At 32.4% G+C, this 16,041-nt stretch carries 14 protein-coding genes; 9 read left to right on the forward strand and 5 right to left on the reverse strand.

Annotated features, from left to right (window positions below; translation table 11 throughout):
• Window positions 1–5: 5 nt before the first annotated feature.
• Genes RMAG_RS03810 through RMAG_RS03820 form a run of 3 tightly spaced genes read left to right on the forward strand, consistent with a single transcriptional unit; the run spans window position 6 to window position 2,415 of the window.
• A complete protein-coding gene (locus tag RMAG_RS03810; protein WP_011738123.1) occupies window positions 6–230 on the forward strand; it encodes an AAA family ATPase in 225 nt (74 codons plus the stop codon).
• A 26-nt stretch (window positions 231–256) separates the two neighbouring features.
• A complete protein-coding gene (cysM, locus tag RMAG_RS03815) occupies window positions 257–1,144 on the forward strand; it encodes a cysteine synthase CysM (RefSeq protein WP_011738124.1) in 888 nt (295 codons plus the stop codon).
• The gene (locus tag RMAG_RS03820) at window positions 1,141–2,415 is read left to right on the forward strand and encodes a chloride channel protein (RefSeq protein ID WP_011738125.1); all 1,275 of its coding nucleotides are present in this window, start codon (window positions 1,141–1,143) and stop codon (window positions 2,413–2,415) included. The genes cysM and RMAG_RS03820 overlap by 4 nt, the downstream gene beginning before the upstream one ends.
• On the opposite strand, the gene RMAG_RS03825 is transcribed toward RMAG_RS03820, so the two are convergent.
• The gene (locus tag RMAG_RS03825) at window positions 2,402–2,824 is read right to left on the reverse strand and encodes a CopD family protein (RefSeq protein WP_011738126.1); all 423 of its coding nucleotides are present in this window, start codon (window positions 2,822–2,824) and stop codon (window positions 2,402–2,404) included. The two genes, RMAG_RS03820 and RMAG_RS03825, sit on opposite strands and share 14 nt — an antisense overlap.
• A gap of 343 nt (window positions 2,825–3,167) precedes the next feature.
• On the opposite strand from RMAG_RS03825, the gene RMAG_RS03830 reads away from it, so the two are divergent.
• Window positions 3,168–3,350, forward strand: a complete 183-nt coding sequence (locus RMAG_RS03830; RefSeq protein WP_024792176.1) for a hypothetical protein — start codon at window positions 3,168–3,170, stop codon at window positions 3,348–3,350.
• A gap of 333 nt (window positions 3,351–3,683) precedes the next feature.
• On the forward strand, window positions 3,684–3,977 hold the full coding sequence (locus RMAG_RS03835) for a hypothetical protein (protein WP_011738127.1): 294 nt from the start codon (window positions 3,684–3,686) through the stop codon (window positions 3,975–3,977).
• Window positions 3,978–4,413: 436 nt separating this feature from the next.
• Here RMAG_RS03835 and RMAG_RS03840 read toward each other — a convergent pair whose 3' ends face one another.
• From RMAG_RS03840 to RMAG_RS03850, 3 genes are read right to left on the reverse strand one after another with little or no spacing between them, the layout of a single operon-like run.
• Complete coding sequence (locus tag RMAG_RS03840) at window positions 4,414–4,749, reverse strand: gamma-glutamylcyclotransferase family protein (RefSeq protein ID WP_011738128.1); 336 nt, start codon at window positions 4,747–4,749, stop codon at window positions 4,414–4,416.
• Between the two features lie 10 nt (window positions 4,750–4,759).
• Entirely contained in the window at window positions 4,760–6,049 is a 1,290-nt protein-coding gene (locus tag RMAG_RS03845) for a M16 family metallopeptidase (RefSeq protein WP_011738129.1), read from the reverse strand.
• Complete coding sequence (locus RMAG_RS03850; RefSeq protein ID WP_011738130.1) at window positions 6,046–7,371, reverse strand: M16 family metallopeptidase; 1,326 nt, start codon at window positions 7,369–7,371, stop codon at window positions 6,046–6,048. Before RMAG_RS03850 ends, RMAG_RS03845 begins: the two co-directional genes overlap by 4 nt.
• Window positions 7,372–8,183: 812 nt before the next feature.
• Here RMAG_RS03850 and ftsY point away from each other — a divergent pair.
• The gene (ftsY, locus tag RMAG_RS03860; protein ID WP_011738131.1) at window positions 8,184–9,140 is read left to right on the forward strand and encodes a signal recognition particle-docking protein FtsY; all 957 of its coding nucleotides are present in this window, start codon (window positions 8,184–8,186) and stop codon (window positions 9,138–9,140) included.
• A gap of 1,142 nt (window positions 9,141–10,282) precedes the next feature.
• Window positions 10,283–10,489: a hypothetical protein gene (locus RMAG_RS03865; protein WP_011738132.1), complete on the forward strand. Its 207-nt coding sequence runs from the start codon at window positions 10,283–10,285 to the stop codon at window positions 10,487–10,489.
• Window positions 10,490–11,747: 1,258 nt separating this feature from the next.
• On the opposite strand, the gene hemC is transcribed toward RMAG_RS03865, so the two are convergent.
• Window positions 11,748–12,662, reverse strand: a complete 915-nt coding sequence (gene hemC / locus RMAG_RS03870) for a hydroxymethylbilane synthase (RefSeq protein WP_011738133.1) — start codon at window positions 12,660–12,662, stop codon at window positions 11,748–11,750.
• A gap of 464 nt (window positions 12,663–13,126) precedes the next feature.
• Between hemC and argH the strand changes: the two genes are divergently transcribed.
• Entirely contained in the window at window positions 13,127–14,569 is a 1,443-nt protein-coding gene (gene argH, locus RMAG_RS03875) for an argininosuccinate lyase (RefSeq protein WP_011738134.1), read from the forward strand.
• On the forward strand, window positions 14,569–15,531 hold the full coding sequence (gene fmt, locus RMAG_RS03880) for a methionyl-tRNA formyltransferase (RefSeq protein WP_011738135.1): 963 nt from the start codon (window positions 14,569–14,571) through the stop codon (window positions 15,529–15,531). Before argH ends, fmt begins: the two co-directional genes overlap by 1 nt.
• The last annotated feature ends 510 nt before the right edge of the window (window positions 15,532–16,041 follow it).

The raw sequence follows: 16,041 nt of genomic DNA on the forward strand, positions 1-16,041 counted from the left end.
CTGAGATGACTAACATTACTCGTTTTTGCGTTATTATTGGTGTTAATGGTTTTGGAAAAACCATTTTATTCAATATATTTAGTTTTTTGAAAGATGTACTTGCTACTTATGTTAATACCGTTTTCCATAAACGAGGCAGCTTTAGTAAAGTTACTAGTCGTAGTTCTGAAGATAATATTGAATTTGAGATAAAATTTAGAACAAAGAAAGAGTTGCAACAAATCTATTAGTTTTTCATCTTTAGTATCCAAAAATTATGCATTATTTAACCATTGAGCAGACTATTGGCAATACACCTTTAGTCAAACTTAAGCGACTCAACCCTAACTTATCAAATACCATCTTACTCAAACTAGAAGGTAACAACCCCGCAGGTTCGGTTAAAGATAGAGCTGCACTTAACATGGTTTTAAATAGTGAAAATCGGGGTGAAATATCTCCTGGTGATACCTTAATTGAAGCTACTAGTGGTAATACTGGTATTGCACTTGCGATGATAGCGGCTATTAAGGGTTATAAAATGATTTTAATTATGCCTGATCATCTTTCAAAAGAAAGACGTAATGCCATGAGTGCTTATGGCACTCAACTTATCTTAGTCACTCAAAACGAAGGCATGGAGGGCGCTAGAAATTTAGCTGATAAAATGGAAAAACAGGGTAAAGGTAAACAACTTAACCAATTTTCTAATCCAGATAATCCAAATGCTCATATCAATACAACTGCTGAAGAAATTTGGCAAGATACACAAGGGTCAATCACCCATTTTGTCGCTGCCATGGGAACAACTGGCACGATTATGGGTGTATCAGATAGTTTAAAGGCAAAAAATCCAGCCATTAAAATTATTGGTGTACAGCCTGAAGATGGCGCGCAAATTGCTGGCATTCGCCGTTGGTCAAAAGCATACTTACCAAAAATATTTGATCAATCTAAAGTAGATACTATCATAGATATTTCACAAATTTTAGCAGAGCAAATCACACGGGACTTAGCAACAATGGAAGGTATTTTTGCTGGTGTATCCTCTGGTGGCGCTTTATCAGTAGCCATTGAGTTATCCAAACAAATTAACAATGCCACCATTGTTACTATTGTTTGCGATCGGGGTGATCGTTATTTATCAACTGGACTGTTTAGTTGAAAAGATATCTCTCGCACCAACTACCCAATAAATTAAAAATCTATATATCCTTGATACTAAGTAGTATTATCACTGTTATTGCTATTGATTTTTTCCTTACCTCTAGTGATTATGCTCAACACACATTCAAGCATTTAATTGCCTCAAAGCCTTATTTAAGTTTTGTTATTACTCCTGTTGTATTTATATTGATTGTTTATATTGCTAAGTATTTCTGTCACTATATTCAAGGTAGTGGCATTCCACAATTAATTGCCGCCAATGATTCTCGCAACAAATCCATACGTGAAAAACTCTTATCATTTAGGATGGCAATTGGAAAAATTGTGCTTATTTTTATGGGCATGCTTGGTGGTGCGTCTATTGGCATTGAAGGCCCTAGTATTCATATTGGTGGCTCAATATTTTTTGGCTTTAATCAATTCATTAAATTCAAACGTAAACTGCTTATCCATTCACTTATTGCAATTGGTGGTAGTGCTGGGCTTATTGTCGCCTTTAACGCACCAATTGCGGGTTTTTTGTTTAGTTTTGAAGAGATAGGCCGTCGACTCAAAAAACAAGCACTAATTTTAATCGCCATCATTAGTGGTTTGGTTTACTTATTGGCAGTTATATATCGTGGTAATGACGTCTATTTAAATGATATGTCAACTTATTTTATTGATTTAACACTAATTTGGCAATTACTACCATTGGCGATATTTTCTGGAATTTTAGGTGGTTTATTCTCAAAAACCACTCTTTACTTAATTAAGAAATTTATTGCACACACTAAAACTAAAGTTGTCATGGTTGCCTTAATATTAGGTTTAATTATTGCGTTATTTAACTACCTTTCTAAAGGTCAAATTGCTGGCTCTGGTCGTGAAGAAGTGTTATTAATGTTAGACGGACATCAGCTAGGTGCTGACTTTGTTATGATGAAATATCTATCAACGCTAAGTTCTCTAGCTTCCACCATTCCTGGTGGTTTATTCATGCCCAGTATTTCTATTGGCGCTGGTATCGGCAGTGAAGTGAGCCATTATTATTCACAAATTAGCCCTCAAATTACTATTATTATGGCGATGATTGCTTATTTAAGTGCTGTTATTAGGGCACCACTTACTAGTGCATTTGTTGTTTTAGAGATGACAAATACACTTAATTTACTCATTCCAGCGCTAATTATTGCCTTTATTACCAATTGGGTGTCTAAAAAAATATCTACACAACCAATCTACGAAGCATTGGCTAAGAGTTACTTAAAGTTAACTAAAACGGCCTAACCACAACAAGGATAACAACACCCACCAATATCAGCACAGGGAACTCGTTAAACCAACGATAAAATACATGAGAGTGGGTGTTTTTATCAGCCTTAAAAACACCCACTAAATGACCACAATAAAAATGGTATGTAATCAACAAAATCACCAATAATAACTTAATGTATAGCCAATATTGAATTGAATAATATGCCCAATTCTCAACACTCATCCATAATCCTAGTACACTAACTAAGATAAAACTCGGCATCATAATGTATTTATAAAGCTTACGTTCCATCACTTTAAAACGTTCAATACTAAGTTTATCTTTGCTCATTGAATGATAAACAAAAAGACGTGGTAAATAAAATAGCGCTGCAAACCAAGTAATCACACTAATAACATGAAAGGCTTTTATCCACAACATATAATCTACACTTTTTTAAAGCTCCTTTTAGGTAAACACACAGCATCTAAAGCACATATTATAGTAAATTAAATTAACTTTATTTAACTTTATTTACAGGAAGGTTTAATTAAAAATAAGCGTCGTTAACAAGCATTATATTCACGCTTAAAATTAATCAAAGTATAAGCTAATAATAACGAATTTCTTAATCAACCAGATATTGCAATGAGTAATTTTAGAAAACAAAACAATACATTAAAAATGTTCTACTCAAGATTATAATAACATTCGTTTTGATGCTTTATAATATTACTTCATGTTCAACTGATGCGACCAATTGTTAAGTAGAATACCTCCCTGAGTGGACATCACGCTAGATTCTAAACAAGAAATATTAAACATTGTTCAAACTCTTTTATATTCAGTTGAGTTAATCATCATTCCTCGTGACGGGCTGGCTATACAAGTGGCGTCTCCTAAAACACACATCACTGTTATTAATACTGAAAACTCAGCTTCATCACAACATTATACACAATATTAATTTTGACACAGGTATGGTTAAATACGTTAGTAAACTGATCAGTCAACACAATTTAGTATTTACAGTTAACCCAAAAACCTCTCAAGATATTTGCACAATTTGTAGTAATGTTACTGCAGGCGTTAAAAAATCCTAAAACTGGATTCAATAATTGATAACTTATTGTCTTGAACAATAATAATGCCAGATGTCTCATGATTACAAGTAAAACCAGAACCTTGAGCATCAATCATTGTTAATATTAAAAATAGTATTGATACCAATACTGATATTGATTTTATTGGTATAAAGTACTAAAATGCACGTTATATTAAAATCGTAACAACACAAGTTGTGATTTCCTACATTAATGAATTCGCTCGCTCACTTGATGATTTGCTCATGAGCGATATCTTTATTGATATTCACAACCAAGTCAAAGTCATTCATCAAGAATATCGTGAAGTGCGTTTATTTGTACACGCTATGCATCTGGCCTCAAGCGTTGACAGGATTATCTCTAACGAATACTGCATTGATTTGACTAAATACCAATATTTATCCGATGAATTCAAACAAGTATTTACTTCATATAAAGAAAAATCAATACCAAAAATTGTCCAAATGGAAAATTTAACAACACATTAGGCGATGAAATAAACAATAAAGAAGGGCTAGAAACACTTTGCAATCCGTAAGTAAAAATCAGAGAGAAAATCACAAAATCCAGCCATCAGTTATTAATTTAAAAAAAGTCTGCTAATTGAGTAATATACAGCACCAAAATAACTAATAAATAATTTTGAATCAAGCACTCGCAAATACTTTAGCAGCCAACCAGCAAATCACTGAATAAAACGATAAAATTAAAAACCCAGAAAATAATCTCCACATAGCCAAATAATTTTAAAAAACGATTTTCCTTGCAAACTTTGATTTCAAATTTTAAAATACTAACATATTAGTTATTTTGTGCACTTTTTCCTAATGTTACCTTAGTAATTAAAAAAATATCCTGATTTGATCATTGAGAATGACTTATTGTTTTTTGATTTTTCAGTGTTAAAAAGTTCTTTCATTATTTCTAAGCCTCAACATATACCCAAGCATCTTGTCCAGATTGAAACTTACCTTTAATACGTTGATAGGTATCTACTTCATATTGATCGGATTTGAACAGTTCTATTTGCGTTATTTTAAATACCACGCCATCAACACAATCACCCATACTAAAAACAGCAATTGGATGATAAGTTTTACCGCTTAATTCAATAACCGATATATCTTCAATTTTTATATAGTGCAGTTGATAGTCCAATAATTGATCTGTATAACCCTCTAACACACGCCCAAATGTTTCTAATTGTACCAGTACATTTTGCAACGTTCCATAAGAAAAAAGTAATTCAATTGTGCTCATTACACTTTTTCTATTGAGTCTGTCCAACACTTAAAATAATAAATTTATCCATATTGATTAATCGGCTAAAAGCCATTTGAATATCTTTGGCACTAATGTTTTTAATTTTATCAGTAAAACGACTTAAATAATCAAAAGGCAAGTCGTAAAAACCAATGATTGACAAATACGTTAAAATACTTGCATTGCTCGCAGTTTTTAGGGCAAAACCATAAATAATATTATTTTTACCATCTTGCAGTTGCTGACTACTAATTGGATGATTTAAAAAGTTTTTCAGTGTTTTAATGACAATTTTTTTGGCTTGATCAGCTTGGTCATTTTTAGTTTGCAATTTTACTAAGAAAAAGCCATTCGATTTCATCTTGGTAAAATAACTCACCACCGAATATGCTAAACCTTTTTGCTCACGAATGTCATCACTTAAAATAGAAGTTAACCCACCGCCACCCAAAATATGATTGCCTAAATATAACGAATAATAATCAGAGTGCGCTCGATTAATACCCGTTTGTCCGATTAACAAATGCGTTTGCTTAGATGGAAATTCAATATGAATATTTTGTGATTTTTTAAGCGCCTTAACAAGTGGATTACTTTGGGCTTTTTTACCACTATTTAAGCCATGGGAGATTTGTCTAGCAATTTGTTTGGCTTTAGTTCTGCTAATATTACCCACCAAAGCAATGGTTAAATTTTTGGCCACATAATATATCTGGTAGTGTTGAGCCAAATCAAGGGTAGAAATATTAACAAGCGATTCTTTGGTTCCAATTTTCGTATGCCCGTAAGGATGTCCAGCAAAAACCGCTTTATCAAAAGCAAGTGATGCTATTGAAGCAGGCGATTGTTTAATAACTTTAACTAAACGCAAAACTTGTTTCTTTTCACGGTTTAAGTATTTATGTTTAAACACTGGTTGAGTAACAACTTCAGTTAATATGTCTAACGCTATTTGCAAATTATCTTGACGTGTTAATGTACGCAATGAAACAATTGACATATCTTTTAAAGAATGCGTGGAAAATTGCGCACCTACTGATTCAAACAGTTCAATAATTTGTTCTTGTGAATGATACTTACTTGCTGTACCCAGCAAGCTATTAGTTAAAGTTGCCAAACCAAATTTAGCGCCATCTCTAGAACTAGCTGCATCAAAATTTAAGGCAATATCAAGCATAGGCAAACCTTGAGTTTGTGCAAACAATACTTTAGCACCTTCAGGTGTTGTCCAATGTATAATATTCAACTTAGCTTGTGCTTGAGTTGTTATTAGCAATAAAATGATTAAGAATTTCATTTAATGCCTTGTGGTATCAGCTCAACATAATTAAACGTATCAAAATCTAAATATTGCTTAGCAACATTAGCTATATCTTGAGTGCTTACTTGATTCATTTTATCCACATAATTTGACAACTTATCAATCTCCAATCCTACACTAGAGAGCATACCCAAGTAATATGACTGAGTAGAGACTTGGTCTTGTTCAAAAATAAAATCAGCTTCCAGTTGCACCTTAGTACGCCTTAGTTCGGCTTCAATTAAATGTGGCTTTTCAATCAGCTTCTTTACTTGAGTTTTTATCGTTTTAAGGATACTTTGATTACTAATCCCTTGTGCAGGAACAAAACTAATGGTGAATAAAGTATCAAATTTATCATACAATCTATAACCCGCACTAATATCTGACACTATTTGTTGATTTCTAATTAATGTTTTTGATAAGCCATTATCTAAAATATAAGCCAACATTTCTAGTTGATACGCTTTGTCTTCACTGTCCGTTGTAACTAAGCTTGGTACATGAAAACTTATTACATAAAATGGCAACTCTGCTTTAAGCTTGAGCGTTCGTGATTGTTTATTAAGTGCAATAGAAGGCCTCTTTTTATTATCATCAATATTTGGATTGGCCTTATATTCACCAAAATATCGGGTTGCGTATTTAATCACACACTTTGGGTTAACATCACCCACCACAACCAATGTTGCATTATTAGGTACATAATAAGTTTCATACCAATGGCGTAAATCAGATAAATGATAATTTTCTATATCTGATTGAAAGCCAATAATGGGCGCATGATAAGCACCCTTTGAGTCAAAAGAAATTAGTTGTAAATTTTCATACACTTTTGCATTAGGATTATCCTCAACACGTAACCTACGCTCTTCAATTACCACCTGTCTTTCCTTGATTAACTCAGCGTCTAAAAAACTCAAATGACGCATTCTATCAGCCTCCATCTTAATAGCAAGTTCTAGTTTTGATTGATGCATTTTTTGATAATAAGCAGTATAATCTTTCGAGGTAAAAGCATTTTCATCACCACCATTACGCGCAATAATGCGGGAGAACTCTCCTGATTTATAATTACGTGAACCCTTAAACATCATATGCTCAAGCATATGCGAGATGCCTGTTATGGGTTGAGATTCATAACTAGCACCCACTTTATACCAAAGTTGAGAGATAAATACAGGTGCACGATGATCAGTTTTAATAATAATTTTTAAACCATTATCAAGCACTGCCATACTCACATTTGAGCCACCAAATTCTTCAGAAAATACCAAATGATGAATGAATAAGGCAATATACGCTATGAATTTAATCATCTTTTGCAATTAATCCTAAAACCAAGAAGCAGTAACCGCAATCAAACTATAAATTATCAGTTCAATATTCATAAACGATTTCACCTGCCAATAAAAATGCACAATAACCATTATAATAATCAAATAAATAGATTTATGTAGATTTTTCCAATACTTGCCTAAATAACGTACTATTTTATTAATTGAAGTAATTGCCAATAAAAACAACAAAATAAAGGAACTAAATGGTTGTACAAGGTCGTTTCCTTATGTTTTTTTGTGAGAAAAGACTCTCAGACTCTCTTCTACCAATTACACGTTCACACGCTTATAACCAACGTGGACGATTCATTGTTAGGTTAACATTGGCATAAGATGCAATATTCATTAGAAGCTTGATTTTTCCAAGTATTGAGTGATACAGTTTCTTGAAAATGAATTAAAACAATCTATTTAATATTTTTAAAACCATACTTCCAAGACACAACCAAGAGCAGTGACGCATCATTTTGGCTGGATAATGTTTTATCATACAAACCAAGCTAATAAGCTCAAAAGCTCAAAAGCTCAAAAGATTCATTACTTCAGCAATTATCATAAGGCCAGTCCAAATAGGTTGTTTTTTACCATAGTATTTTGTATTTTAACATAAGCAAGGTTTTGTACGGTGATTAAGATAGTGAGTCTCATCGATTACATAGCATTCAGTAATTTTTTCATCATTCATATTGTCGAGAGTACTACTTTTGGTTATACGTCGTCAAATACGCAAAGTTTTACTTTTATAAAAATAAAAGAATAGTAAAATTAATTTTTTTTATACTTGAATTGTTATGTTTAATTTTTTTAAAAAAAATCAACCCCAATCAGAAAATTTAGACGTGGATAAGTCAACTTCATTAAAGCAACTCCTAAATAAATCTAGACAAAAGTTAGGGTCTAGCTTATCTTCTTTATTATTAGGTGAAAAAGAAATTAATGAAGATTTATTAGAAACACTAGAAACGCTATTAATCACTGCTGATATTGGCATTAATACTACAGATAAAATACTAGAATCTGTACGTAAAAATGCCTCTAGAAAAACCTTAAAAGATACTGAAAGCTTATATCAATTCTTAAAAGATACATTGGACAAATTATTGATCGAAGATAATCAACTTAAGACTAATATTAATGAAACTTTTGTTATTCTAATTGTGGGTGTTAATGGTGCTGGTAAAACCACCTTGATTGGTAAATTGGCAAAATCTTTTCAAAATCAAGGCAAGTCGATTATGTTAGCAGCAGGCGATACCTTTCGTGCTGCAGCCGTTGAACAACTTAAAATATGGGGTGAGCGTAATCAAATACCCGTGATTGCACAAACAACGGGTGCCGATTCAGCTTCGGTTATCTTTGATGCTTATCAATCAGCACAAGCTAAGAATATTGATATTCTAATTGCCGACACTGCAGGACGATTACACACGCAAGACAACCTTATGCAAGAACTGGCCAAAATTAAGCGCGTCATTGCCAAACAAAATGCAGACGCACCACATGAAACTATGCTGGTTATTGACGGCAGTTCAGGGCAAAATGCTATCAATCAAGCCCGAGAATTTAACAAAGCAGTTGTTCTAAGTGGTATTAGCATAACTAAGCTAGATGGTACTGCCAAAGGTGGGGTATTATTTGCGATTGCCGATGAACTTAATCTACCTATTCGTTATATTGGCGTAGGTGAAGGGATTGATGATCTTAAAGTCTTTCAATCCAAGGAATTCATCAACGCTTTATTTGATTAAATGATACAATGATTGAAGACTCTGTGTGTTTTATAAAAAAATTCTTTATTTATTACTAATATTTGTTTGCTCTTATTCTTCATATACAACGGATGTTCATACTTTTTTGATCAATATTTTAATAACTATTCTGAAAATTTAGAAGATGTCATGTAAATGTCAGGCCTATTGTATCGTACAGGATTTGACAATGAAAAATATTTCTTACTGTTGGTAAAATATTTTGTTGAAAAGGCCTTCAAAAGTGAAAGATTTATATGCTACAAACATCAATATCAGTGATTTTATTAGTCATCTATCGTCAGATAAAATCCTTATAATTAATCTCGTTTTAATCAAAATTATTTTGTGCAAACATACTTGAATTTTTAGATTGCTGTCATAACTTGTTACAGCAATCGAAATACCCAATCCATTTCAGTTTAAAACAAACACTTGAAATCAGCAAAAATCAAAGCTCTGAAGTACAAAAACAAAAATCAATCATCGACACAGATTTTATTGATTTATAACTGACATAAAGAGATCAATATTCTGATAATATTAACATCATACATTGTTTTTTTGATACAATTTTAGTTAACATGTAACTTGAAACTATGCTTGAATGCTTAACAAATAATATACAAGATGATTTTGACATTAATAAACCATCAGAAATTGGATTACTTAAAGCAAGTCATTACTTAATTTAGATGCCAGTAAACGTATAAAAGTTGAAATTGAACAAATTTTCAAGCATGCAAAATTGGCAAATATTTTAGGTATTAACTATAAAAATTACTCTGACGATTTAACCAAACTTAAATTAAAACATTATTTTATAAATCCTTTATACCACTTGATAAGTTAAGAAAAAATGCATTCAAAAATAACACTACAAATTGTACACCGAAATTTATCCTCAATCAAGCATCAAATTAGCAGCTATAAAAACGATTATGGTGCTGTGATTAAGAGCAACGTTAGAATGAGTGAATAGGCCCTTATTCACATGAGAAAAATAGAAAATTACGTTTGGTATTAATTTAACCATGCCACTTGGTAACAACACCAGACAATAAAGTGTTACAAAACTTAACATACAAGCCGAGTAAACTAAACTGGATATTAAATAATTTAAACAAAATTTATTTTCACAAGTGCTCACACTTAACGAGTTAAAAAATACAAAATCACTTACTACTAAACTTAATTATCATGATTTATATGAACACGCTAAAACACATTATGAAATGGAGTTGAAAAGCGATATTGAAGATACGCTCACTCAATTCACCAATGTAGAATACAAATTAGCAAAAAACCAATTTGGTTTTGTTATTATTTTTGAAAACTTACCTTTTTAGGCAATATTTACAAGAGAAGCTCCATGAAAATTAAATTGATTATTTTGCTGTTATTTATTAATATAGATACATCAGTATTAGAAATATATCCACTGGTTTTTGGTGAAATTATCATGATTAAATCTGTCTGAAGTTTTGTTAAACAAGGCGATTTACTGACACAAATTGACAATGCGTAAGCAAAACTAGAACTAGACTACAAAAAACCTATCAGCAAAATTTTAATGATAAATAGTTGGATATTCAACAAACACAGGAGTTATATGACCGCCTAGTTTCTTTACACAAGAATTTAGAAATCATACAATTGGTTTTTGACAAATAAAAACGCAAATTAAAAGCGTACAATATCAAAATTGTTGAAATTGAACTGAAAAAATACCAAATTTACGTACTCATATCTGGCGCCATTAAAGCCACACCTAATTTAAAAAATACAATCAACACTAACACGCCGAAGGTGCTAATAATTTTAGAATAATTAAGGGCTTATTTTCTGATATTTTGCTGAATTTTGACCATACCCATTTTTAATAGATTGACTTGTTGAGTAAATATCTAGTCATGCCAGTATAATAAATCTTCAGTATTAATTTAGTTATTTTCAGTATTAAAAGCTCGTTTGATTAATTTTTTTAAAGATTGTACATACTTAATTTTAAATAAGATTTAAATTCTATACTGCATATTCGTTTTGTTAAAAATCTCATCAAATAACTACTGTAAATGGTTAATAATTTATTGAGTATACTTATCAACCTCACGCTCAAAACTATTCTGCTCATCTTGCTTTAATGATTGATTGACATCTAAATAAATCTTAATGTTGTCTAACTTAGTACACGTGAGTTTTGATATTGGTCAAAATCAATCACTGGATTTTCAATCTTGTCACTAATATGTGTTAATTTTTTCATAACTAACCACGCCTAGTACAATAACGGCTATTAATGAAATCAGTACAAACAATAAGTCAATACGTTACACGATAATAAAAAGTTTTCTCAATAAATTTCAACATGCTCACTTACTCATACTCAACGTCTAAATTGGGTAACCGAGCCTTCATTATGTGTGATTAAAGCAATCATAACAGTTTTACAAATATTTGACCATTGCGGCGGGTGATAATGATTCATCGAAATCTTAATAATAACCTACGTTTTTAAAGCCAAAAGTTTGATGCAATTTACTATCAAGCATTATCCAGCTTGATAATTTAGACAACATCTTTAAATCAGATAGCGTATTCATTCTTTTAGTTTTTTAAAATATCTTTAGCACCTAATGATATGAGTTTATTTGCCAATTCAACACCCAAAGCCTCTGCTTGAGAAACATGACTCAAAATCTGTTCTTTTAATATCACACCAGTATCAACATTACCCACCAAACCTGTTAACATTATTTGCTCATTATCAATCAAAGCAAAACCTGCAATCGGTACCGAACAACCACCCTCAAGGCGTGCATTCATAGCTCTCTCTGCGCTTACCATGTAGGTGGTTTCAACATCAATCAAAGGCTTAATTAAATCTAAAATTTCTGTATCGTTTTCACGAATTTCAATACCCACTACTCCTTGCCCTACGGCAGGCAAGCTTTGCTGGTCAGAAATTTGTTGCTTGATTCGACTCTCAAATCCTAGACGAATAAGCCCTGCACAAGCAAGAATAATGCCATCAAATCCACCTTTATCTAATTTTTTTAATCGAGTATTAACATTGCCACGTAAATCTAGAATTTTTAAATCAGGTCGAATAGCTTTAAGTTGCACAATACGACGTATTGAACAAGTACCAACTTTAGCATTTTGTGGTAAATCATCAATACTTGAAAAATCATTGGAAACAAAGGCATCAAAGGGATTTTCACGTTTTAAAATTGCCCCTAACTTAAATCCTTGTGGTATTTCATAAGGCACATCTTTCATAGAATGCACGGCAATATCAGTTATACCCTTCATCATACTAACTTCTAATTCTTTAATAAACAAACCCTTACCACCAATTTTTGACAAAGGTGAGTTTAGAATTTGATCACCCTTAGTTGTCATTTCCACTAGAATAACTGTTAGATCAGGATGGTGTTTTTCCAGTCTAATTTTAACATTCTGAGCTTGCCATAACGCCAATGGAGATTGTCGAGTTGCAATTTTTAGAGTTTTGTTCATGGTTGAAAGAGTTTATATTAAAATATATACTTGCTTCTAATTTTATCACGTCGCAAAATTTAGCAGCACTACCACTGAAAAAAAATTCTTAGAAGATGCTCAGTTAGTGTATAAAAATGAAACACCTATTTTAATAATGTTTTTCTATTCCTAACTACTATTATTGTCAAAAAATCATTACGTCAATGAATGAATTTGATGAATATAAAAACAAAGTTATTATTCTCCATATTAATGCTAACACACTAAAAAATACGAAGGACTCTTATAATATTGACACCAATCACGGTGGATTTACCTTTTAGAATGACATTAATTTTTACCCCATAGTATTTCTTATAAACAATTATGATGCAAACTAAGGCAAAATAGTTGACGTATCCAGTATGGATTATTATTAGACTGAGCTTGTCAATGTGATTGACAAATCAATCACTAAACTTAAACCAATTAAAGGCAGAATTATGACGAACGACACACAATATAAACGACACAAAACAGTCCTCAAGGAGGAGTCTAGACGGACAATACAAATTAATAAATCTTGGGGCGGGCGTTTTAATGAACCAACAGATGAATTTGTTAAAATTTTTGGAGCGTCAATATTCTTTGACAAGATTTTAGCGCCTTATGATATTCAAGGCTCAATTGCTCATGCTACCATGTTGCAAGAAGTTGGTTTGCTCACTGAAAATGAAAAAAATAAAATTATTAAAGGCCTTGAGAGAATTCTAAGTGAAGTCAAAACTGGTGAATTTAAGTGGTCAATAACACTTGAAGATATACATATGAATATTGAGGCACGTTTAGTTAAGATGATTGGCGATACAGGCAAAAAACTACATACAGGACGCTCTCGTAATGATCAAATTGTAACTGATATTCGCCTTTATTTACGCGACCAAGTTGATGATATTACCAACGAAATTAAACGCTTACAACTGGTATTAGCTGATTTAGCTGAAAAAGAGACAAATACAATCATGCCTGGCTTTACCCATCTTCAAGCCGCACAACCAATCAGTTTTGGTCATCATATGATGGCTTATTTTGAAATGTTAGCGCGTGATGTAGAGCGTCTATTTGATTGTCGCAAGCGCATCAACTCAATGCCGCTAGGATCGGCTGCATTAGCAGGTACCACTTACTCGATTAAACGCACACGTACAGCTGAATTATTAGGTTTTGAACGCATTTGCCTTAATTCACTTGATGGAGTGAGTGATCGAGATTTTGTCATTGAATTTTTATCCACAGCAAGTATCATAATGATGCATCTTTCACGCTTTTCAGAAGAGTTAATTTTATGGTCAAGTGCACAGTTTAATTTTATCGAATTGCCTGATAGTTTTTGCACAGGATCATCCATCATGCCACAAAAAAAAAACCCAGATGTGCCTGAATTGGTTCGCGGAAAAACAGGCCGCGTGTATGGTAATTTAACCTCATTGCTTACAATTATGAAATCCCAGCCACTGGCTTACAACAAAGACAATCAAGAAGATAAAGAACCATTATTTGATACGGTTGACACTTTAAAAGCCTGTTTACGTGTGTTTGCAGACATGATACCAACCATTCAAATTAAACGTGATAATATGTATAACTCAACCAAACAAGGCTACACTACAGCCACTGATTTAGCTGATTATTTAGTTAACAAAGGCTTACCCTTTAGAGATGCGCACAAAGTAGTTGGAAAATCAGTTGCTTACGGTATTGAGCACCAAAAAGATTTAAGCGAGCTTAGTTTGGAAGAACTACAAGCATTTGATAGTCGCATTGAAAACGATGTATTTGAAATTCTCTCACTAGAAGGTTCATTAAATGCACGTAATCACTTAGGCGCAACTAGCCCCAATCAAGTCAAACAAGCCATAAAAATAGCAAGAAAAACTTTAAAATAATGCATCTTAAAAGTACTTTTTTCAAGGTGCGTATTGTCTTTGCAGGCACACCTGAATTTTCGGCAGGTATATTAAAAACATTAATAAACACCAAGCATGATATCGTTGGCGTATTTTGCCAGCCTGATCGTCCTAAGGGTCGTGGCAGAGTGTTAACAACTTGCCCTGTTAAAGAAAAAGCATTAGAACATAATTTAAACATTTTTCAACCTGAAAATTTAAAAAACGACAAGATCCAACAAATTTTAACCAAACTCAATGCAGATATAATGGTAGTAGCAGCTTACGGACAAATATTGCCTGCTAAAATCCTCAATACGCTTAAATATGGTTGTCTTAATATTCACAGCTCGTTATTACCACGTTGGCGTGGTGCAGCACCTATTCAACGTGCAATTTTGGCAGGTGATAAAATCACAGGTATCAACATCATGCAAATGAATGAGGATTTAGATACGGGTGATATCTTACTTGAAAAAACTTGTTCAATCACACTCATTGATACGGCACAATCTCTACATGACAAACTGGCTAAACTTAGCTCTAGTGCTATTATTGAAGTTTTAGATAATCTTGATAATTTATTACCAACAGCACAAAGAGAAAACAACATCACTTATGCCGCAAAACTCAAAAAAGACGAAGCCTGGATTGATTGGACTCAAAGTGCAATACAAATTAATCGACAAATTAGAGCATTTAACCCCTATCCTATCGCCCAAACCTATGCATCAAGTAATAAATTTGATACTAAGGTTCTACGTATTTTATCTGCCTCCGTAGTAATGACGAATGGTAATTACAACCCAGGCAGTATTATTAAACACAACAAGAAGGCATGTACTGTTGCCACTGGAGGTGGTGCACTAAATCTAAAAACCTTACAACTTTCAGGCAAAAAAGCGCTTAACATCAAAGATTTTAGTAACTCCTATAAGCTTACTCAGTTATTTTCGAATTAATCTACTGAATACTGTACCAGTAGTCTTCTTTTCCGTATGTTAAGTATGATACAATTATATTTAACATGTCTACTGGTTAGAGGTTTTGGCAATAACTCCAACCTTTTTATTACTTCACAAAACCACATCCACCCACCACTAGCAAAACAATTAAAGTTGATAATTTGACACTAGTTCGGCGTCTGAATAAATTCCAATATCAATTTATGTGGATTTTGAGTAACTATTGGGTTGATTTTTTGTTTTAACAGGCATTGCTAACGTATTCACTTTGGTTATAAATTGATATTTTAGTAAAACTTGTCACCATTGAAAAATGTGGTATATTTTATGATGAAATCACCCTAAAGTGTTGTCAAAATACTATACAACCTATATTTTTAACCTATTCTAATATGTCTAAACTCACTTCCACATAAAGAAAGATAAGTAAGTATTTTATCAGTTTTCCCAGTGGTGGATATGGTTTTGTACCTGCTGAATTTACATCTTAATTTATACCTAATCCAA

The sequence above is a fragment of the Candidatus Ruthia magnifica str. Cm (Calyptogena magnifica) genome (assembly GCF_000015105.1).
Taxonomy (GTDB): domain Bacteria; phylum Pseudomonadota; class Gammaproteobacteria; order PS1; family Pseudothioglobaceae; genus Ruthia; species Ruthia magnifica.